This is a genomic window from Alicyclobacillus hesperidum subsp. aegles, from assembly GCF_027923525.1.
Taxonomy (GTDB): domain Bacteria; phylum Bacillota; class Bacilli; order Alicyclobacillales; family Alicyclobacillaceae; genus Alicyclobacillus; species Alicyclobacillus aegles.
Genome location: NZ_BSBJ01000001.1, coordinates 90202 through 112054, shown reverse-complemented (window position 1 = coordinate 112054; position 21853 = coordinate 90202). Strand labels below are relative to the sequence as shown.

The following is a 21853-nucleotide window of genomic DNA, read 5'->3' as shown; positions in this document are numbered from 1 at the left end:
AATCACCTCATGATTGTCCTGTCGTAATGTCGTTGCTGGCAAATCGCTCGACAAACGTGGTTTTTTTGTTAAATCGGGGAACACCCTGCAAGAGGGACTCCTTGTTATAAAAGGAATCGACTGCGTCTAACGGCAGTTTCACTGTCTGCCCAGTACTCGCAGACTTGTAGATGGCCATTATGAGTTCTAAGGTACGTCTACCATCGTAGCCGTTGACGAGAACTGGGGTGCCTAACTCAATGGCTCTCAATACATCGTCAATTTGCCCTACATGTTCCTGATACCTTAAGTCTGGAAGTTGGTCATAAAGGCGTTGAATTGCCTCTTCGCGCTCTACATCACGTTCAGGAAAACCATTCAACATCGATCGAGAAGCGTACAAACTCCAGGGAGCGGACAACCTGGCATGTTCACATTGGAAGATAAGTTGCTGTTCTTGCCCATGATGGACGACAGAGCTGGTAATTTGACCGACACCACCAGAAGGGAACCTCAGTATAGCCATTGAAATGTCTTCAACTTCGGCGTTATCGTGCGCAACATTACTCATTAACGCATGTACCTCCGACGGCATACCCATCATCCACTGCAATGCATCGATATGATGAACGGCGTGATTTAATGTACAACCGCCGCCCTCACTCTCCCATGTCCCTCTCCAAGACAAATCGTAATAACAATGCCCTCGCCACCAATACGAATTGATTTGAGTGTGAAGAATTTCTCCTGCCACCTTCATGTCCAGCAGCGCCTTTAGTTTCATCCAGGGTGTGCGGAATCGGTTCTGGGCAACGACCGAGAGAATTTTCCCACTCTTGTGCGCTGCTTCGAGCATCGCATCGCACTCGGTTAAAGAAGATGCCATTGGCTTTTCAACGAGGACATGTTTACCATGTGTAAGAAAGTCTATTGCGATCTGAGCATGTGTGGAAGGCGGAGTGCATATAGACACCAAATCAATGTCTGATTTAGTTAAAAGCTCATGATAATCTCTAACCACTTCTGCACGTAACTTGAATCGATTTGCTAGCGATGATGCCTTGTCCAGAGCACCGTCGCATACATAAGTAATTTTGCATCGATTGGCAAACTCCAAATAAGCTTCAACGTGTTTGGGAGCGATAGCCCCAGCGCCAACAATTGCAATTCGATTCATTTGCACCCTCCTCAAGTATTAACAGTCACATCCACTTGATGACGTATGGAGCACGGGCACCTCAATTCTTTAGTCCTTGTGTAGCAATACCCTCTACGAGGTACCGCTGAAAAATTACAAAGATGATGACTACCGGTATGATCGATACAATGGACATAGCAAATAGATCACCCCATTGCGAGTTACCCATGTTGTCCATGAACATATTGAGACCAATTGGTACTGTAAAGAGATTCGGGTTATTGAGGTAAATTGCTTGACCAAAAAAGTCGTTCCACGTCCAATAAAATGAAAATATGGATATTGTTATTAAAGCCGGGCGAGTAAGTGGGAGAATTACGTATAAAAACAATCTAAAAGGATTACACCCATCAATTTCAGCGGCTTCGTCCAGGTCTTTGGGTATTCCCCTGACGAACTGCACCATCAGGTAGATAAAAAACGGTGTTGTCCCCAGAAAACTAGGAAGCATCAGTGGCACGAATGTATTGATTAAATTTAGCTTATGAAAGATGATATACTGAGGAATGAGCACAACTTGTGCGGGTAGCATCATCGTTGCAAGCATAAAGCCGAATAGAAAACGCCTTGCGGTAAACTCTAGTCTCCCAAACGCGAATCCAGTAATGGTAGAACTAAACAAAGATCCAATAACGACAACACACGCGATTTCAAATGAATGCACGAACATTGGCCCGAAATTTGTGCCTGACCTGCCGGTTAATCCATCAATGTAGTGCTGAAAAGTCCATTTATCGGGAATTAGGCTACTTGTCGAAAATATCTGATCGTCAGGTTTAAAGGAAGCAAAGAACATCCAAAGAATTGGGTAAATCATAAGAAAAGAAACGATAATTAGCGCTGCGTGGCGTATGAACGTTTTCCATCTTGCTCGCCAAGTTCTGGTCACTCTCATTTCCCCCTAGACGTCATAGCTAACCCAGAATTTTGATGTCAAGAATAGAAACCCTGTACATATTGCTACAATGATCAGCAGAACTACCGCCATGGCAGCCGCATAGCCCATGTGGAAATACTGGAATCCTTGTTGATATAGATATAAAACATAAAACAGTGTCGAATTCATGGGACCGCCGTCGGTAATCACATATACTTGAGTGAATACCATAAAAGACGAAATTGTACCCATTAATAGATTAAAAAATATAATTGGCGATAACATGGGAAGAGTGATTCGCCTATACCTTTGCCACAGAGTTGCTCCATCAATGGTTGCAGCTTCATACAAATACGTCGGTATTTGCTTAAGTCCAGCCAAAAAAATCACCATCTCTGACCCAAACTGCCAGGCACTCAGCAAAACCAACACAATCAAGGCTGTCGCAGGGTTACCGAGCCAAACTGGGCCTTGAATACCGAAAATACGAAGCACAGCATTGATTGGGCCATTTTGATCGAACAAGACTCTCCACCCTATGGATGCACCTACACTTCCCCCAACTAGAGACGGCAGGTAGATGAGGGCACGGTAAATTCCCATTCCACGGACATGTTTATTGACAAGTGTAGCCACAAAGAGCGCCGCCACTAACCGAACTGGTACTGAAACAAGAACATAAATCAAGGTAACACGTATCGAGGTCCAAAAATTAGGATCCGATATAAGTTGTCTGAAATTTTGTAACCCCCCCCATCTTGGTTGGCTCAGAAGATCATAGTTCGTAAAGGCAAGGTAAATCGTGAATAGCATCGAACCTGCGGTCAAAAGAATCATGCCTAAAAGCCAAGGTGTCATAAAAACGTAGGCTGGTCCGTTATGTTTTCTCTCCAGTCGAATTAATTTCTGGCCAGAGGTTCTGGCCGTTCTGACCGCATCTCCGACGGACAATCCCATTCAATTCCCTCCCGAAGGGCGGAAACTCACTCCGCCCTCGTTTTCCTACCAACAAGCAAATCCTTTAGCCCTGTTGTAGTATGGCATTTGCCTGTTGGATGAACTCTTGAGCTGCTTGATCCGGGGTAAGTTTCTTAAACGTTACCTCTTGACCTATGTTCTCTAACAGATTTCCTAGTTGACTAGCGTTAGGTGGATCAAGCGGCACAACACTTGAGACCTTTTGAACCTTATCCATGAAATCGTCCTGTGTCTTAACCAACCCTCCGAACGCCTTTTCATCGGCAGCTCGGTTCTTTTGATTTGCCGTTACGCCACGATCGTTCTTGAAAATCTTTGAAACCTGTGGATCGTTCTCCAAGAAGTTAACCAATTTTTCAGCTGCAGCCGGATACTTTGTCTTCGACCAAATTGTCCAGTACATCGAAGGATGAAGAATGTTTGGCTTACTGGGTTGATTCCAATCAGGGAATATTGCTCGTTCAATCGGTTTCCCTAACAACTGCTCCATGTTGCCGTCTTGCCCAATGGATGCGTAAGTGAAGGCAACCTGTCCTTTTACAAACGGATTTGCTGTTGGATCGGTATGGTCCCACGCAGCATTGGCTTGCGCCGGTTCAACCCCACCTTTGTTCTGTAGATTAAGCCAATATGCAAACCAACCTGCGAGCGTTTTCTCAGACATTCCAATAGACTTGCCGTTTGAACTGTACATTGACTGACCGTGGGATCGTGCCCAATAGGCCAGCGGAGCACCTTGCCAAATGTCGTCCGTGGACCCGTATACATTGGGTAATTTCTTGTGTACCTCGATCAAAATATTTGCAAACTGATCCCACGTATAACTCTTATTTGGATCAAAACTGATACCAGCCTTCTTTAAAATCGCCGGATTCACAATTTCGCAAAAAGTGTTCACCCCAACCGGTATTGCGTACAGCTTTCCTCCAACCTTACCCATATTTACGGTTTCTGTGGACAATTGGGAAGTGTCTATCCCTGCCTTTGTTAAATTCATCAATGAACCGTTTGATACATACTGGTTCAAATACGACGCGTCCATCTGCATGACGTCTGGTAACGTTCCACTTGCGGCCTGTGTCGCAAGTTTTGTCCAGTAGCTACTCCACGGTTCGTACTCGAGTGTCACATGGATATAGGGATACTTTTTTTCAAACAACTGTATGGCTTGTTCAGTTAGTTGTGTTCTGAGTGGAGTAGTCCACCATGCAAAGGTGATATCCTCCTGTTGTACAGAAGCGGCGGATGGCGAAGTCTTCGATGAGGCATACGTATCTTGGGAACCATGATTGGACTTTGCAGCGGAAGCAACACCACAACCAGATAAGGCTGCGGTGGAGACCAAGCTCACGCTTGCAATTAAAGTAAACGCCTTCATTTTCCCTCTCACAATAATCCCCCCTACATACTGTGCAAGACAATAATGGCTTTCCTCAGATATCTTGTATACTAGCATTCAAATATACAAGTTGCAATAGCGCATTTACTTGATGAACGTGCCCCGCATTCCTTCAAAACAAAAAAACACCCTGCACTTCAAACCATGGTTTACCCCAAGGCCGAAGACAGGGACGCTTTTTGAACAAAAAACTTGGTCCTTCGTTCAAAATCCGAAAATCGTCATGCCACCGTCCACAAATAACGTCTGCCCTGTGACATAAGTCGATGCATCGGATGCAAAGAACACGACAGGGCCGACCAATTCGTGCAGTTCTCCGACCCTGCCTAAGGGCGTGCGCGCCAAAATGTCAGCCAAGTATTCGGGCTGATCGAGCAACTTGGCGGTTAGCGGCGTGCGAAAATACCAAGGACCGACGGCATTGACACGCACCTGATACTTTCCCCATTCCATTGCGAGCACCTTGGTCATTTGCTGCAATCCGGCCTTCGCCGCAGCGTATACGACACCGGTACGCAAAGCCACGTGTCCCCCAACCGAGGAGATATTGACGATACTTCCGATGCGCCGCTCGACCATGTGTTTACCAAACGCCTGGGCAGTAAAAAATGCACCTCGTAGGTCCGTGTCAATGATGGTTTGCCAGGACTCCGGTGTCACGTCAAACGCGGACTCGCGAATGTTGACACCAGCGTTGTTGATTAGCACATCCACCGCCCCATCGGCAAGAACAGCCTCTGTCATGGCCCCAATGCTATCCACGTTGCGCAGATCGCACGCATAGGACGCCACACGCCCATCGGAGAACCGCGCAATGACCTCCTGCACTTCCGCCAACGCTTGTCGATCTCGTCCGACCAAAGCCACATCGGCGCCGCAAGCCGCAAGACCGATAGCCAAGGCACGCCCGATGCCACGGCTCGCTCCTGTTACAACTACGCGCTTGCCACCGAGTGCAAACTGTGCTGTTCCCTGTAACAAACGCTGATCCTCTTGTAAGATGCCAGCAAGATGCCCGTCCATGAATGAAGCCTCCCAATCAGTCCTTGCCACTTACTCCTGCGGCTTCCCGTCTTCCTGTCGTAAACGATTCTGCACAACCGCAACCGTGCAGCGAGAAATACAGACAAGCCGATTCCGCTCATCGACGATCCGCACGTCCCACACCATCGATGTGGCACCACGATGCAAAGGTGTTGCAGTTGCCGTGACTGTCCCTTCACGAACGGAACGGATATGATTCGCATTGATTTCCATACCGACAGCTGCCTTGTCTGGGGAGTTCAGATTCAACGCAGCAGCAAGACTTGCAGCAGACTCCGCCAGTGCTACACTGGCACCGCCGTGCAATAGACCCATCGGCTGATGCGTGCGTGCGTCCACAGGCATCGTCATAACAACGCGATCCGGCGATGCCTCCACAACCTCCATTCCCAGATGCGCCATTAATGTGTTTGGCAATGCGTCGCGTATATCCATACTTACACCTCATTCACTGGGATTGCATCATTTTCTTCCATACCCCACTGCGGCAATGTTTCTCCATACACGGGTTTCAAGACCAATGCGCGGCACGGTATTCCGACATTCCGCCAAGCCAAAGTCATCTCGTCTGCAACCGCTGTTGCGACTTCAGGTTTGCACCAAGCCAACAAGGTAGGACCTGCGCCACTGAGTGTCACGGCATAGGCCCCCGCGGCAACCGCCGCCCGTTCGACTTCGTCGGCTCCCGGTACTAGCCGTTTGCGGTACGGCTCGTGAAACGTATCGACAATGCCTCCTCGCAACAAGTCGAGATCCGGCTTGGCGAGTGCAAGCATGAGCCGCGCACACTGTGCGACATTTTCGATCGCGTCGGCACGCCGATACGCGTCTGGCAAGACGCGCCTTGCCATCTCAGTGCTCAGTGCAAAGTCGGGCGTCGCCGCGACGAAACGTAGATTGTCTGGAATCGGCACCGCCGTCGTCCGTAGCCCAGCGCGATCGTGGAACGCAAGCACACCACCGCCACACAGCGCCGGAGCCACGTTATCTGGGTGGCCTTCCATTTCCGTCGCCAACTCGAGAAGCCGTTCCCGCGTCAAAACGCTCTTCGGCACAAACCGAGCAAGTAATCCGTTGGCTAGTACAAGTCCACCCACGATGGCCGACGCGCTTGATCCTAAGCCAGACGACACGGGAATCTGATTATCGAGATGAAGTGCAAATGACGGCAGGTCATCAAGCGCGACACCGGCAGCCGCCAGGGCGCCACGCAAGGATCGCATCACGACGTTGTCCGCCGTTTTGGGAAGCGAATCGGCAGACTCTCCGGTCACATGGATGGCAAAGGGACGGTCAAGTGCGATCGTAAACGAATTATACAGCTGTAAAGCAAGCCCAAGGCAATCAAACCCCGGACCGAGGTTTGCCGAGGTCGCGGGTACGCGCACAGATAGCGTCAGGCTCATGGATGACGAGCTCATCGTGTGCCTCCGAGAGCTGCCATGACAGACTGGAGATCGCCATCCACCACTTCTGCCGTGTCACCGGCCAAGCGGATTGCGCTATCGGGATCTTTAAGGCCATTTCCGGTCAGCACGCAGACGATGGTTTCTCCTGGCGTGAGTGCACCTTGCCGATGCCGCTTCATCAGTCCAGCGACACTGGCGGCCGACGCCGGCTCAGCGAAGACGCCTTCCCTCGCGATCAGGCGATACGCACTCGCGATTTCGTCATCTGTGACAAAGTCGATCGCGCCACCTGACGTGTCGGCCGCATGCACCGCCTTGTCCCAGGAGGCTGGATTGCCAATGCGAATGGCCGTCGCGAACGTCTCAGGGCTGGTAATTGGCTCGCCGCGAACAATGGCTGCCGCACCTTCCGCCTCAAAACCGAACATGCGCGGCTTCGATTGCACGTGACCAGCGTTGTAATAGGCCTCAAAGCCCATCCAGTAGGCGCTGATGTTGCCCGCATTGCCAACGGGAATGTACAACGCATCTGGAGCGCGTCCAAGCACGTCGCATATTTCAAAAGCAGCCGTTTGTTGGCCCAGCAAGCGATAGGGGTTGATGGAGTTCACAATTTCCATGCCGAGCGGTTCTGCCACCTCGCGGACGATTTCGAGAGCGCGATCAAAATTGCCGCGAATCGCCACAATCCTCGCACCATACTGCACCGCCTGCGCCAATTTGCCGAGCGCCACATAACCGTGTGGAATGAGGATGACAGCCTGCATGCCTGCGCGAGCAGCATAGGCAGCCGCAGAAGCCGATGTATTGCCTGTGCTAGCGCAGATCACCGTCTGCTTACCGGCTTCTTTTGCCTTTGCTACAGCCATCACCATTCCCCTATCTTTAAACGATCCGGTTGGGTTGGCCCCTTCAAATTTCAAATAGACATGGCAGTCGAGCTGCTCGCTCAAAACCTCGGCGTAAATCAAGGGTGTATTGCCTTCGTGCAAAGTTAAACGCGGCGTCGACTCAGTCACCGGTAGAAACGACCGATACTGTGCCAGTAACCCTGGCCACCCGCGATATGTTTGTCCATCCATGATCAATGTTCTCCTTTAGCAAAACAAATTCCTATTCCAGCCATCGACGTGATTGGTTGAGTCCTACGCACGGTTCAACCGAATTTTCATAGAAAACAGACTTCCCGTCAATTGATTGTTTGATTTTCTTGAATATCGATAGGCCGTCGTGCATAATAGGTCGTCCCATGCGGGCCATCCCATACCTGTTCGCGCGAAGATGCGATGGCCAACAGCCGCCGCATGGGCTCGTCCACCGGCTCCTGCGATAGGACAAACGTGTCATGGTGAATCGGCAGCAACCGTTGCGCTTGCGTCTCGACGAACATGTCCCACGCTTGCTCCGGTGTACAATGAGCATTTTCAAACGGATACGGCGCATATGCGCCGATTGGAATGAGCGCCAATTGCGGTTCGAACTTGCGAACACTCGTGAAGTCGGTGCGCGCCGTATCGCCAGCAAAAAATACCGACCACGCATGGCGCCGAATCACGTAGCCTTGATATCCCATGTGCTGATTCCAAGGATAACGACTTCCCCAGTGTCTCACCGCTTGCGCTGTGATCTCAAGGCCACACTCGAGCGTCACCGACTCCGATGGAGCCAATTCGTGAATGCGCAACGGATGGTGGCGACGAACCAACCACCCAGTCCCCTCGGCCGTAACAACGACCGTCTTCGGCGATATAACTTTCCGCAAACTCGGGTGATCCAAATGATCCATATGCGCATGGGAGAGTAGCACCACGTCAACAGGTGTACAGGCGCTCGGCTCAAGAGCCGGATCGACATGGCGTTTCGGACCGAAGGTCAGCCCGAGGATACGCACGCCAACTCGTCGGGAAAACACCGGATCGGTCAAAATGCGGATGCCGTCAATTTGCATCAACACCGTGGAATGGCCAATCCAAGTTACGTACAGCCCTTCTGCTCCCCAATGCTCTGGCTGTGGACGCCTTCCTGCCGGACGTCTTTCTGGTTTTGGCCATGAGGACGTCGTTCGCCGATAGAGTATATAGAACACACATGCTATGAACAAAATAAAACAAACGATCCCGATGATGATCCACACGATGTCCGTTCCTCCGACCTCCTACGGCACCTCCAACCAGGCGACTTAACCCGCCGCCTGGTTGGGGAGAATGAGGCTTACGACGCGACTTTCCTCACGCAAATGTTCGTCGAGCCGCCGGTTGGCGTCGGCTAAGGACAAACTCGTCAATGCGTCTACCGTATCTAAAAATGAAGCGCCGCGCAGGCGATAGGTGAGGTACGTCTTTGCCAAGTACGCGTTTTGATCAAGACTCATAATAAATCGACCAATCGCCTTTTTGCGTGCGCGTTCAAAAGCATCCGCGTCGATGCCCCTGTTGCGGGTATCAGCCACGTAGCGAGCGATCCGATCCGCCAAAGCATACGGATCGGGTGAATTCCCTCCCACCACCGTATAGCCGTAATGCTCGGTCAGTTCATATTCCCACGAAAACCCTTTGTCGATGAGCCCTGCATCCAGTAGCTCTGTGTAAATGGAACTCGTCTTCCCAAATAAAACATCGAGCAACACACCCGTCAACATCTCTTGATGCAGCAAATCTCGCCCGTTGGAAGTCCCATGTGGCTCTTTCCAGCCGATCAGGCAACGGGGCTGCGTGACGCTTAGATGAACTTCTTGTCGAGGCGACCCTGGCTTTTCCGGCTCCGATGGATAAACCCGTTCGATGACTGGTGCCTTACCAAACGTCTTCCGCGATTGATTCTGCTCGATCCACTCCAGCATTTCCTTCGCATCGAAGCCACCGACAACGACGAGAACCATGTTCGACGGATGATAAAACGTGCTATAGCAATCGAGCAAATCAGACTTTGTAATTTCATAAATCGACTCTACGCTGCCTGCGATGTCAATCCTGACGGGATGTTTCTGATACATGGCGGCCAATAATTCCATAAACGCACGCCGATCCGGGTTATCATCCCCCATACGGATTTCCTGCGCGATAATGCCTTTTTCTTTTTCGACGTTCTCGTCCGTTAGATAAATTCGCTGAACAAAATCAAGCAGGATGTTCAGATTGTCCTTGACGTCGGAGGTACAGGAGAAGTAATACGCCGTCTCATCAAACGTCGTAAACGCATTGACGGAGGCGCCATGCGCGGCGAACTGGGCAAAGACGTCGACATGCTCGTCCTCAAACATCTTGTGTTCCAGAAAATGAGCGATACCGTCCGGCACCCGGCGCCTTTTGCCATCTATGACAAACTCATTGTCTATGGAGCCGTATTTGGTCGCAAACATGGCAAACGTCTGGTGAAAGTTTGGCTTTGGCATGAGGCAGACCTCAAGGCCGTTGGCGAGCTTGTGTTCTGTAACCGTAAGCTTAAGGAGATCGGCCTGCTTGCTCATCATGCCTCATCCTTTCGCGTGAGGAAGTACAACGTACTCATTTCAATAGCCTGTGCTACTTTTGTAATATCATCGCGTGTGACGCGTTCGAGATCGGTCAAAAGCTCATCGATGTCACGCTGGCGTCCACACATAATCCCCTGATGATGCCAATTCGCAAGTGCCGCTGGTTGATCCAACAAGACGGTATATTGATTGCGCAGACTTCGGTATGTGTATTCCAACTCCTCGTCGGCAATTTTCCCGTCGCGCAGATCGTTCAGCTGTTGTTCGATGATGGTCAACGCCTGTTCACGCTTTTCTGGGCTAATGCCTGTCATCACGGCGAGCATTCCTGTTGCCTGATCTACGTGCGACCAGACAGTGTAGGCTAAAGAATGACGCTCGCGAACATGAATGAACAGTTTGGAGTGTGCAAAACCGCCGAACACACCATTCATCATCAATAGCGCTGGATACTCTGGGTCTGCGTAGCCAACACCGGTTATATATGCGAGATCGAGTTGACTTTGATGGATGTCATCATACTCGGTGACCTCGCGAACAGAACGGCTCTCCGGTCGTGGAAGCACTTCCCGTTCGACAGGAACTGCCGATCCACCTATCATCTTTTCGGTCAACCGTTGTAACAGTGCCGCTCCAACCGACTGAAGGTCGTCGAACGGACCCACAATATAAGCATGCGCTTCGGCATTTTGTAAGAGTTCTTCATAGGCTCTGAACAATTGACTGGCGTTTAGTTTTGGTAAATCCTCCACAAAGCCGAGGCGCGGCAATGCCGCCGGTGTACCTTCACAGGCGATGGCAAAGCATCGTTGCAAGGCGAAGCTCATTTTTTCATCGCGCGCCGCCTCGATTCGCCGACGGTGCAAGTCGAGTTCCCGACGTACGAGAGCATCATCAAAGCAGCCATGTCCCTCAGTGTGATCAAAGAGCACATCGCAAAGCAGGTCGAGCGCTCGTTCGACCAACGAGTCTTCCGCGACAAACGAAACGTCCGGAATACTTGCACTAACCTCAAGGATATGATAACCTCCACGTTTGCCTAGCGAGGTTCGTACGCTGGCTCCGTAAAGATTATCGCATGCAGTCGTCAAGCTGCGGGTCGAAGGCAACTTATCGGTGCCATTCATCCACATATGTGGCAATAAAGCATAAGGGGTCACGTGCTGTCTATCCATGCGAACATGTAGACGTATGCTTACTTCTTTGGTACGAAATCCGGCATGAGGCAGTATGTGTACGTGGCAACGCCCAGCGGATAGCGTTTGAAACGACTCCACACAATCACTCCCATCGCCCGCTCATCTTCCGTATTATACCCCACTGGAACGTCTTGCATGACGAAAACAGCGGACGTCTATGCCTATAAGCAACTAGGAAGTCGGCCGCGCCCGTCGTTTCGCCAGCGATTCACTCTGTTCATCTTCGCCAAGCGAGGCCGCAAACGTGCCAGAACGCCGCCGGAACACGCGTCGTTCTACCTGCCAGACCAGGGCCACCGTCGCCAATTGAACCAAGCCAAGACCAAACGATAAGATGCTTAACCCTCGAACAGCCTGTGGTGATGAATGGCGGCAAATGGCAATAAACAAAATGGTCCCAACGATCCGTCCGGCATTTTCAAACCACTCGCGTACAACGATGTGCGTCGTGCTTGGCACATCGTGTCCCGCGATATCATCCATCGCATCATAAACGTATCCCTGCAGCGGCACGAGGAAAAACGGCAACGTTGCCGAAGTGACGCAACCGTACAAAATGATGGTCCAAGGGCGGATCGGCAATAAAAACAGACAAGCGGCACAAGCCATACCAATGGCACCGGAAACAAGCAATCGCCAACGAAAACGCCCCGAGAAGCGACCAGCAAAGAAAAATGCGGCAAACGATAAAGCCCCCTGTAACAGCAAAAACTCACCTAACTTCATTTCACTGCCTGTCGCAACATAGACAAGCAGTCCAATCAAGAACATAAACACGCCTTCACGGATACCATACAGCGACGAGGCAATTAAAATTCTGCGCCAAGGCCGCCGTTGTAAAGCGCGAAAACCTGACAACAATCGCAGGTTTGGAAGGGCCTGGCTATGTAGGCGGAAGCTTAGCAAAGTTGCCGCGATGAATAAGACGAACGAAATGCCAAACACCACGTGATATCCCGTAAGACCGCCAAAAAATGCGTCCTCACGGCTGATTAAAAGGCCGGCAACAGGCGGCGCAACGACGTTGGCAACCGACGTCAGCACGCCGAAAATCCCAAAAAACGGTTCGTGCCCCTTTTTATCGGTATACTCAATACTCAAAACGTCAAAGGCGAGCCAGTAGAAACCCTCCGCGACACCTGTCAAAAGACCAAGCAATTCGGGCACATGCGCGGCTTGCTCACCAACCATCAAGGTAACGGCGTAAAAGACGGCATGTAGAATGATACCGATCCGCAATGCCATCGCCGTCGAGGTCTTGCGCGACATCCATGCAGCGAGCACAAATGTAAATGGCAAAGATATGAAAACCAATAAGTTATACCATGCAATGGCGGAAAACGAGTGGTCGACCTTAAAGAGAAAGATGTTGACGAAAGTGTTGGACAAGCCGATGGACAAATGAAAGAAGCCGCTGACGACGAGCAGCCACCAAGCCATGGTCGGCAGTGTAAACGGCTGGCGATGCATGGCAATCCCCCTTGCTGCGGCACATCTGCGTCTTCCGGACGCCCGCGACACGGACTTGGCACGAGTTGTGGTCTACGCGAATTTGTTAACGACAGCAACACGCTGCCTGCGGAGTTGTAGTATGAGTCAAACCCAGTGGAATGATGTGAGGCACCTCGCATGGAGATGAGCGATCGCCTGTGTTACGATGGATGCGACACAGGCACAATGCGGAGGGACACAGGATCAGATGAACTACGACGATATCCTGCTCGGTGCGAACGTATCCATCGCAAAAACAGGATTACTGGCTGCGGTCGAGGAGACCATTTCGTACGGGGCGAATACATTTATGATTTACACGCGTAGCAACCGCGGTGGAAAAGCCCGTCCAATCGAACAGTTTCATCGCGATGAAGCCGTTCTGCTGATGCAACAACATGGTATTGTCGATCCGGTCGTACACCTGTCGTATTTGGTAAATCTCGCAAGTCCAAAAGCTGAAACACGAAGCTACGGCATCGACGTACTGCGCGAGGAAATCCAACGCGTTGAATATCTGAGCCTGCGCTACATCGTCATGCACCCCGGTTCACATGTGGGAGAAGGAAAAGATTTTGCGATTCAACAGATTGCCGACGCTCTTAATGAAATTCTCACGGGGAATGAAAAACTGTGGATCTGCCTTGAAACGATGGCGGGCGACGGATCGAAAGTCGGGAACAGCCTCGAGGAGATTGCTTCCATCATCGATCGCGTTCAACACCAGGACAAACTCGCCGTCTGTATCGATACCTGTCACAACTATTCCTACGGTTATGATGTGGTGAATGACTTCGACGGCTTTCTTGAGGCATTTGACCGCGTGATCGGACTCGACCGTTTAAAAGTGGTCCACATTAACGACTCGAAGAATCCATTTGGTTCCCGTAAGGACCGGCATGCCAATGTGGGTGAAGGAACACTAGGCGCAGAAGCCATTAAGCGCATTGTCCACCACCCACAACTGCGCGGCATCCCGCAAATTCTGGAGACCCCAAACGGAAAATACAAAGAAGAAATTGATTTTTTACTAGACCGGATCTGAGCACCAAAGGCCGCTTGAAAGCCGCCGAGCGGCCTTTACCTACAAATAGCCTTTCTGCTTCAGCTTCTCGATGTGTTTTTCCATCTCAGCTTCCATGTCAATTCCGTATAAGTCCTCGATCACGAACATCATGGAAGTTGCCGTCTGTGCAACATCCAGCAGTTCGCTGACTATGGCTCGTACGACTTCTTCGTTCGGCTTAATATCCTGCTCACCTGACAGGCCCCGAAACTTACCGATGGCCTGGGCAAGCTCCCCGACCTCTTCTGTGATTTTCAACATTGTCGATTCGAGTGTCGGGGTTAACCTACCCAATCTTGGCAGTGAAATAGTCTTTCGTTCCAAACAACTCGTCTCCCAGTCCGTCACACATCTCATTTTGAAAATGTCGCAATGGCATCGGCAAAAGCAGATTGCAAACGCCCGACGAGCGAAAGATCACGTGCCTCCCACGCCACTTGACACATATCAGCAGCAAGCGGCTCTGATCCCTTGACTGCCGGTAATGACGCATAAGGCAAGTTAGGGTGCGTGACCACGCGCTGAATCGGAAACACTTCGGTCAGCGTACCAGTAATAAATATAGCGTCGACCGCAGACAATTCTTCGACAGGCAATTTGCTCTCGTGCACAGCAATTCCCAACTGGTTGGCAAGCTGCATCACAAAACGGCGGGTGATACCATTCAAGATGTAGCGATCTGCAGGTGCCGTTATCAGCTGGTTGTCACGAACAAACCAAAGGTTAGAACTTGCCGACTCGATCATGGCTCCGTCGCGTACCAGCAAAGCTTCATCTGCACCCATATCGTGTGCCGTCTGCTTCGCCAAGATATTGGGCAACAAGTTAATGGTCTTGATCCAAGCGTTCGCCCACCGTTCATCGGCCATCATCAGGAGGGTTCCCGGTGCCTTGGATGTTTGCGGTGTAACCGGTCGTACCGTGGCACTCACGTTAGCCTTGACTGTCGGTTCCGGAAACAGGTGGTTGCGAACAGCCGAACCGCGCGTAACCTGAAGGTAAATGGAGGACTCTGGCTCCCTGCTCTCGGCGATAAGTCTTTCAATCAATGACGCGCATTCGTTTTTTGTAAACGGAGGGACAATGCGAATGGCTTGCAGGCTCATCCAGAGGCGATCCAGATGCCAATCAAGCAAGAACGGACGACCGTTATAGCAGCGAATGACTTCATACACGCCATCGCCAAACTGATGTCCACGTTCGTCCAATGGTACGATCCCGCTGTCCGGTGTCACAAACTCGCCGTTGTAGTAGCCAACAATAGGCACGCAACATCCCTCTTCCAACGCAGATTTTCATCATTATACCATCGCATGATCGTGATGACGAAAGATTCGATGTATAATTCATATGTGACGATGATGAAAGGGGGTGGCCATTTTGGAGAAGTGCTTGTTTTGCCAGATTGTCGCCGGGGAAATTCCATCCCAAAAAGTGTATGAGGACGATTTCGTCTACGCATTTCAGGACATTCGTCCACAGGCGCCGATACATATTTTAATTATCCCTAAGCGCCATATTTCGTCCGCACAATCTGTGACGGACTCGGATACGGAAATCCTTGGTCATCTACATGCCGTCATTCCTCAAATCGCTGCCGACGCAGGGATTGCAGAAGCAGGATACCGCGTTGTAACGAATGTCGGCCGTCACGGTCAACAAACTGTACCGCACCTACATTACCATGTTCTGGGCGGACGACAATTGGGATGGCCGCCAGGTTAATCTGGCTGGCCGTCCGCCTGTCCAATCACATCAAGAGGTGGAATATCTGAATCGTTCAACACGAGATGGGGAATCACTTCAGCGCGTACGGATGCAATCGCGGAGCAGTACTTCTCTTCACTGAGGCGAATGGCTCGCCAAGCCTTAGCTGCAGGCACTTCTCCTGTCATGCGATATGTTAGATGAATGCGCGTAAAGGCCTGAGGATATTCTTCGCGCCGTTCGCCCACAGCCTCAATTTCCAGCCCTTCGAGGGGGACGCGCATCCGCTCTAAAATCATTGCAATATCGATACCTGTGCACCCCACCAATCCCATCAACAATAGTTCCATGGGTCGATTGCCCTGGCCCGTACCGCCTTCTTCCTTGCGAGCGTCCATATAAATGGTGTTGCCGGATGGCCCATCAGCTTGAAAGTGGCGTTGCCCAAGCCACTTGCTTGTGACCTTCATCTCCATGCTTTCGTCCCCTCCCTCACCCTATTGTAACAGCGGTACAGTTGCCTCGTCACGGTTCTCCATCGACAGTCATCGTGCCTTGCATGCCTGGTTCCGGTATGCCTTGACGATCTGAGTAATATCGGAAATGTCCTGTTTTGTCGGGAACAAATGATACGTCGACAGATTCACCAGGATTGAGGTTCTGTGTGAAGATGTAGAAATCAGGTATGACAAAATTGTGAACCTGTGTTCCTTCATTCCGAACCGTAATTTGTACGGTGGTTCCCTTATCGACATCAATTTCATTCGGTACGATTTGTCCATCGCGCAAGGTGACGTGAATGGGACTCGCTGACATGACATTTAGCCAACCCATAAGCCCTAATGTAGCCGCCGTCATAAGTATGGTTCGATAAAATACCTGCATCGTCTTCCTCCAACTTTTGATATGTCAAAAGTAGGTTGACGAATCACAGACCAAATTATTCCCTTTTATGCGAATTGCGGATGGGTTCTCGACAGGCCTCCTCTGCTTCGATATCAACAACCGATGATTGTGCTGTTTCAGACGAACTCTCGGCGTAAATGTGATACTCGTTGAGGTGGCTTGGAGTTACTGGTGGCTTGGAGTTACGGTAAGTGAAATAATGCGCATTGCAGATATGCACATGCGATTCCTGCCGTGGATCCACCAACTGCCCCGACGACAACATCACTGATATGGTGCAATCCGCAATAAACTCGGGCGAAAGCCAACCAAATTGCCAAACCGAGCAATAGTGGAAAATAGGGACCAAGGTGATACGCGCCAATGGCAAGTGCGAAACCTCCGGCCGCATGATTGCTAGGAAACGAATCACCCGGTTCATGCCATAACAATGGCTGCCATGGTTCCTTGTCGAAAGGTCGTGGGCGACTAACAAGTCGACTCACTGGCTCATGCAAGGCTCGCACCGTGACGGCAGCTACAATCGCACTAGCGACACTCAATACAGCGGTGATTCGCAGACCAGGAAAAGCGAAACCCGTGGAAGCAACGACAAGAATCATAAGAATAATTAACGGTGTGTATTTGGCACTTGCCATCATCGTGGAGTCAAACGCATGAGAACGGCCCCATTTGGCTTCGATCCACACCATGACCTTCGTGTCAATTTGCTCAATGTACCCCCATAAGGTCATGACTCGTCCCATTGTCTCTCCTTCTCTGCCATCGGATAGTCAGTTCCTCGAGCAAGCTGGACATGCAGATCCTCTGTAAGCGCGTGTGAAAACGTTGGCACGTTCGTCAACCAAAGATCTGCTTCATGGTTGTACGTGTAAGCCTGATGACTAAAGTTGGCACTCCCAATCATAAAAATTCGCCCACTGTCGATGTCGAGGATCTTCGCGTGCATCAATTCTCCCTGGTAGGGACGGTAATATCGTATCAAAGCGCCGGCGCTCTGCAACTCCGATACGGCTTTGCGGTTATAAGTTTGGGAAGGATCGACAAGCACCGACACCTGTACTCCGCGCGCAAGGGCACTATGTAAAGCGGAAATAACGTCGGTATCCGATAAATCGAATGCTTCGAGATCAATTTCGCTATGCGCTTGCCCAATAGCATCGACCACCGCCTCGCCGATACGGCTATCGACGAGTAGGGGCTGTGGAAAACTCGGCGTCTCTACGACCTGACCGCCTGCACGTGCGAAGTCCCACGCGAAAAGCTCCTCAAATTTTTGACTCTGGCCTGGAAGGTATACGGATGCGTCATTGTTATTCCAACTGTCCTTTCCGTAGTTCATACCACCGATCAGCACATCTTGATCCGCAATTAACATTTTGACGTGATCAATCCCCTGCTTGATCTGGATCTGCTCGACCGGAATGCCGGCCTTTTGAAGCGTGGGTACGGCTATAGTGGTTGAATGCGATTCGGTGCTGTCGACGACAGCACGGACGTCTACACCTCGGCGATGCGCATCTGCGAGAGCTTGTAGAATATCTGGATCTGATAACTCGTAGATGTCGAGATGAACCTCACGTCGACTGGCCCGAATCATCTGCAGAGCTTTCTGCTTGATGTCCGGCCCCCACAGTAGTTCCATTCCGTTGCGAGCGTATGCAGGCTTCGGAAGCGTTTCTTGTAAGATTTGGTTGTTTCCGAACGGTAGGATGCCACAGCCACTTAAGCCGAGGCTGATGAAAGTCAAACCTAGTGCCAACCAATGTCGTTTTGTCGGGATACGTCGAGTATGCCAAGTTTCTGAGCGACATCCTTCACTAAGTTCGCAATATGCGGGCTGTAGAAATTCATTCATGGACAATCCCTCCATCCAAAACGGATGGATGATGAATTCCCCTGAAAAAGGCCAACACCTGTTTTCGATAGGATATACATACAAAATAAGAAATCCACTATCATGTAGTGAATATTACGCCAAATGGACTCTCGCAGGACCTGGCCCTTGACTCCATTACGAGAGTCCCCAGATGTGGTCAACTAAAAGTTGTCCTCGTGCTCCCCCTCGCCGTTGCATAACACCTGAAGCGCCAAGCAACCGCCCATATGGCGTGAATACTACCGCACCCTCCGTACGATAGACAGATTCAAACATTGTCGCATCCAACATACCGGTTTCGTCTTCCAACGTAAAAAAGACAACCGTGCGCCCGCTTTTGGTCGGCGGGCGATGAGGGCGGATCGCCAAACCAGCGACTGTCACACGCTCACCATCTGGCATGGAAAGTGCTTCTGCTATGGTGTTGTAATGAAGCTGCTGCAAATCACAGCGATATAAATCGAGCCAATGCCCGCTCATGCCAACGCCGACAAGTGCGTATTCATCGGCAAGGCGTTGCGCGAGCGAAGCTGGCCGCATAGCCGTACGTGGCTGTTTCGCTGGATGCGCGGACGAATGGATCAAGGGTAGCGATCCCGACTGACGTTGAGCAAACCATTGTGGCAGCTGCCAAATCAATTCGTTTCGATCCGCCTCCTCGACGCGATCCAACGCACCGACGCGCACCAGATGTTCAATATGCAATCGATCCGCCTGCGGCACACGGAGAATCAAATCGACGGCGGATCGAAAAGGTCCCCCGCGGGTTCGCTCCTCGTTGACAGCGGTTGCCACTGTTTCAGGAAATCTTGAGATTAAGCGCATCCCGAGCCGAATTTCGGACTCTGAGGGCACCGTGCAATCCCACGTACTTTCATTGATGTCGATGGGCAAAATGCGGATACCACGCCGCTTCGCTTCAGCACAGATGACGTGCACTGGATAATACCCCATGGGCAATTGGTTTAAGATGGATGCATAAAACAGTGCCGGATAATGCTGGACAAGATACGCTGTCTTGTACGCAGTGGTCGCAAATGCAGCCGCATGCGCTTCACAAAAACCATAACTAGCGTAACTTTGGATGTAAGAGAAAATCGTGGCGGCCACCGATTCCGCAATACCATTTTGCAGCGCCTTTTCCATAAACAATTCGCCGATTTTTTTCATCTCAGTATAATTGCGCGCATGACTCATAACACGCCGTAACTCATCTGCTTCCCCTGGCGTAAATCCGGCAATTGCGGTGGCAATCTCAATCACCTGCTCTTGAAACAGCACGACGCCGTACGTCTTGCCCAAAATGGGCTCCAGTTTTGGATGAAGATAAGTCACGGGTTCACGTCCCTGGCGTCGTGCAATGAACGGATCGACCATATTGCCGAGAATGGGGCCGGGACGAATCAACGCGACGCTCGCCACGATGTCCTCGAGCCCCGTTGCACCTAAGCGGGCCTGTAGCGCGCGCTGTGCCGGACTTTCGAGTTGGAACACACCAATGGTATCCCCGCGTTGAATCATTGAAAAGGTGGCTTCATCTTCGAGTGGAATGGCGTCATAATCGATCCGCCCGAATTTAGAACTCTCGCGAATGGCCCCTTCTATAGCGGACATGGTGCGCAGCGATAGCAAATCCAGTTTCACAAGACCTACATCTTCCAACATCCGCTTATCGTATGGTGTAATCCAATGGCCTGAAGCCGAGGGTTGTAAACTCGTTACTTCGAATAAAGGACTGCTACTGATGGCAATTCCACCACTGTGCATGCCAAAATGGCGAGGAAATCCGGCAATGTGACGGGCAATCGCAAACAACCAGGAGAGCCTCTCACGATATTCTTGAAACATCCGTAGCTCCGGGACGCGCCCCAATGCGTCTTCTAATTGATCGGCATGTGTCGACCAAGGAACGCGCTTGGCCAATGCGTCAAGCAGATCCTCTGGCAACGCGAGTGCAGCCCCAATTTCCCGCACTGCCGACCTCCCACGAAACGTCTGATACGTTGCAACGCGAGCCACTCGCTCCCGCCCATACTTGTGGTATACATAGTCGATTACCTCATCGCGCCGATCGCTGGCAAAGTCGATATCGATATCTGGGCGCTCCGCCCGCTCAAGCGACATAAATCGTTCGAACAACAACCCCCTGCCCACCGCGTCAACATCTGTAATATACAAGCAATACGCGACGGCAGAGTCGGCCGCGGAACCGCGTCCAGCACAGCGAATCCCACGGCTTCTCGCGAAGCGAACAATATCCCAGACAACAAGAAAGTAATCGACATAACCCAGTTCGCGAATGATCTCTAACTCATGCTGCAATCGCGCCGTCGTGGCACCATCGAGACATCCATAACGTTCTCTCGCCCCCGCAAATACGAGTTGTTCTAAGAATGGATACCCGCCACGCCCATCTTCCGTTCTATATGTTGGAAAAAGCGTTTTGTCTATGGGAAAAACAGCCGTGCAGCGATCCGCAATTTCTATCGTCCGTGCAATCGCCTCTGGAAACTCGGCAAATCGCAAGATGGCTTCGTCGACGTCATGCAACCATCCCATTCGGTTGAGGGGGCGCCCTGGATGCGGTGTATAAACATCACAGCCGAGTGCCATGCAACACAGCACATCGTAAACAGGGAATAATTGTTTATTAGCAGCATGAACATCACTTGTAGCCACCAACGGCACTCCTGTACACCTCGATAACTCGGAAAGTAGCCGCATGCGCGATGCATAACCGGGATAGCCGTCAGCAACAAGCTCCAAATACAACCGATCTCTGAATATCTCGCGATAGCGCTCGACCCAATGGCGCGCCCGCGCATATTCCTGTTTGGACAAGGCTTGTTGTAATTGTCCATGGCGGCAACCGGATAGCACAATCAACCCTTCGGATAATCGAAACAAATCCGCCTCTGCCAACCGCGGTTGCGTACGACCGCCTTCTTGAGCATGCATGATGGTAAGCAATTCACATAAATGGCGAAAACCTTGCCTAGTTTCCACAAGAACGGTGAGATGTGATCCATCTTCCATGGTCAACTCGGCTCCAGAGATCGGTTTGATGCCATAAATACCCGCCCACCTATGAAACTCCGGCAAACCGGCGATAGTATTGTGATCTGTGAGCGCGAGAGCTGGCATGCGGTACAGTGCAGCCTGTGCCACAAGTGATTCAATTGAAGAGGCGCCACTTAGAAATGAATACGGCGAATGGCAGTGCAGATGAATAAACACCACAGGTACCTA

Annotated in this window: 21 protein-coding genes; 2 read left to right on the top strand and 19 right to left on the bottom strand. The window is 51.0% G+C overall.

The features are described 5' to 3' along the window. Window positions 1-7 precede the first annotated feature (7 nt). The 12 genes from QMF38_RS00595 to QMF38_RS00540 form a co-directional block, all read right to left on the bottom strand. A complete protein-coding gene (locus QMF38_RS00595; protein ID WP_281758257.1) occupies window positions 8-1156 on the bottom strand; it encodes a Gfo/Idh/MocA family protein in 1149 nt (382 codons plus the stop codon). Window positions 1157-1217: 61 nt separating this feature from the next. Then, a complete protein-coding gene (locus QMF38_RS00590) occupies window positions 1218-2072 on the bottom strand; it encodes a carbohydrate ABC transporter permease (RefSeq protein ID WP_058094116.1) in 855 nt (284 codons plus the stop codon). A gap of 6 nt (window positions 2073-2078) precedes the next feature. After that, the gene (locus QMF38_RS00585; protein ID WP_083495998.1) at window positions 2079-3011 is read right to left on the bottom strand and encodes a carbohydrate ABC transporter permease; all 933 of its coding nucleotides are present in this window, start codon (window positions 3009-3011) and stop codon (window positions 2079-2081) included. A gap of 64 nt (window positions 3012-3075) precedes the next feature. Then, on the bottom strand, window positions 3076-4422 hold the full coding sequence (locus QMF38_RS00580) for an ABC transporter substrate-binding protein (protein WP_058094117.1): 1347 nt from the start codon (window positions 4420-4422) through the stop codon (window positions 3076-3078). Between the two features lie 213 nt (window positions 4423-4635). Continuing rightward, window positions 4636-5454 (bottom strand): SDR family NAD(P)-dependent oxidoreductase, encoded by an 819-nt coding sequence (locus QMF38_RS00575; protein ID WP_232302159.1) that lies wholly within the window; start codon window positions 5452-5454, stop codon window positions 4636-4638. 30 nt (window positions 5455-5484) lie between these two features. Next, a complete protein-coding gene (locus tag QMF38_RS00570; protein ID WP_058094118.1) occupies window positions 5485-5910 on the bottom strand; it encodes a hotdog fold thioesterase in 426 nt (141 codons plus the stop codon). A gap of 2 nt (window positions 5911-5912) precedes the next feature. Then, window positions 5913-6896 (bottom strand): homoserine kinase, encoded by a 984-nt coding sequence (gene thrB, locus QMF38_RS00565; protein WP_058094119.1) that lies wholly within the window; start codon window positions 6894-6896, stop codon window positions 5913-5915. After that, the gene (thrC, locus tag QMF38_RS00560) at window positions 6893-7966 is read right to left on the bottom strand and encodes a threonine synthase (RefSeq protein ID WP_058094120.1); all 1074 of its coding nucleotides are present in this window, start codon (window positions 7964-7966) and stop codon (window positions 6893-6895) included. Before thrC ends, thrB begins: the two co-directional genes overlap by 4 nt. Before the next feature lie 107 nt (window positions 7967-8073). Then, window positions 8074-9018: an MBL fold metallo-hydrolase gene (locus tag QMF38_RS00555; RefSeq protein ID WP_058094121.1), complete on the bottom strand. Its 945-nt coding sequence runs from the start codon at window positions 9016-9018 to the stop codon at window positions 8074-8076. A gap of 45 nt (window positions 9019-9063) precedes the next feature. Next, complete coding sequence (gene yfmH, locus QMF38_RS00550; protein WP_281758254.1) at window positions 9064-10350, bottom strand: EF-P 5-aminopentanol modification-associated protein YfmH; 1287 nt, start codon at window positions 10348-10350, stop codon at window positions 9064-9066. Then, entirely contained in the window at window positions 10350-11633 is a 1284-nt protein-coding gene (gene yfmF / locus QMF38_RS00545) for an EF-P 5-aminopentanol modification-associated protein YfmF (protein ID WP_052012341.1), read from the bottom strand. Before yfmF ends, yfmH begins: the two co-directional genes overlap by 1 nt. 93 nt (window positions 11634-11726) lie before the next feature. Beyond that, a complete protein-coding gene (locus tag QMF38_RS00540; protein ID WP_040289777.1) occupies window positions 11727-13025 on the bottom strand; it encodes an MFS transporter in 1299 nt (432 codons plus the stop codon). A gap of 229 nt (window positions 13026-13254) precedes the next feature. Here QMF38_RS00540 and QMF38_RS00535 point away from each other — a divergent pair, with 229 nt between their 5' ends. Next, entirely contained in the window at window positions 13255-14091 is an 837-nt protein-coding gene (locus QMF38_RS00535; RefSeq protein ID WP_040289897.1) for a deoxyribonuclease IV, read from the top strand. Window positions 14092-14130: 39 nt separating this feature from the next. Here the strand turns inward: QMF38_RS00535 and QMF38_RS00530 are convergent, their stop codons facing one another. Next, on the bottom strand, window positions 14131-14436 hold the full coding sequence (locus QMF38_RS00530) for a MazG-like family protein (protein ID WP_040289779.1): 306 nt from the start codon (window positions 14434-14436) through the stop codon (window positions 14131-14133). Window positions 14437-14465: 29 nt separating this feature from the next. Further along, window positions 14466-15380, bottom strand: coding sequence for an aminotransferase class IV (locus QMF38_RS00525; RefSeq protein WP_100218652.1), 915 nt, complete (start codon window positions 15378-15380; stop codon window positions 14466-14468). Between the two features lie 112 nt (window positions 15381-15492). Between QMF38_RS00525 and QMF38_RS00520 the strand changes: the two genes are divergently transcribed. Further along, a complete protein-coding gene (locus QMF38_RS00520) occupies window positions 15493-15837 on the top strand; it encodes a histidine triad nucleotide-binding protein (RefSeq protein WP_040289781.1) in 345 nt (114 codons plus the stop codon). Here QMF38_RS00520 and QMF38_RS00515 read toward each other — a convergent pair. The 5 genes from QMF38_RS00515 to QMF38_RS00495 form a co-directional block, all read right to left on the bottom strand. Further along, window positions 15834-16295: an OsmC family protein gene (locus QMF38_RS00515; RefSeq protein WP_006447352.1), complete on the bottom strand. Its 462-nt coding sequence runs from the start codon at window positions 16293-16295 to the stop codon at window positions 15834-15836. The genes QMF38_RS00520 and QMF38_RS00515 overlap by 4 nt on opposite strands. 49 nt (window positions 16296-16344) lie before the next feature. After that, window positions 16345-16704, bottom strand: a complete 360-nt coding sequence (locus tag QMF38_RS00510) for a cupredoxin domain-containing protein (protein WP_040289783.1) — start codon at window positions 16702-16704, stop codon at window positions 16345-16347. A 203-nt stretch (window positions 16705-16907) separates the two neighbouring features. Beyond that, window positions 16908-17471 (bottom strand): phosphatase PAP2 family protein, encoded by a 564-nt coding sequence (locus QMF38_RS00505; RefSeq protein WP_052012342.1) that lies wholly within the window; start codon window positions 17469-17471, stop codon window positions 16908-16910. Then, window positions 17456-18475 (bottom strand): phospholipase D-like domain-containing protein, encoded by a 1020-nt coding sequence (locus tag QMF38_RS00500; RefSeq protein ID WP_232302161.1) that lies wholly within the window; start codon window positions 18473-18475, stop codon window positions 17456-17458. Before QMF38_RS00500 ends, QMF38_RS00505 begins: the two co-directional genes overlap by 16 nt. 264 nt (window positions 18476-18739) lie before the next feature. Continuing rightward, window positions 18740-21844: a DNA polymerase III subunit alpha gene (locus QMF38_RS00495; protein ID WP_232302162.1), complete on the bottom strand. Its 3105-nt coding sequence runs from the start codon at window positions 21842-21844 to the stop codon at window positions 18740-18742. Window positions 21845-21853 lie beyond the last annotated feature (9 nt).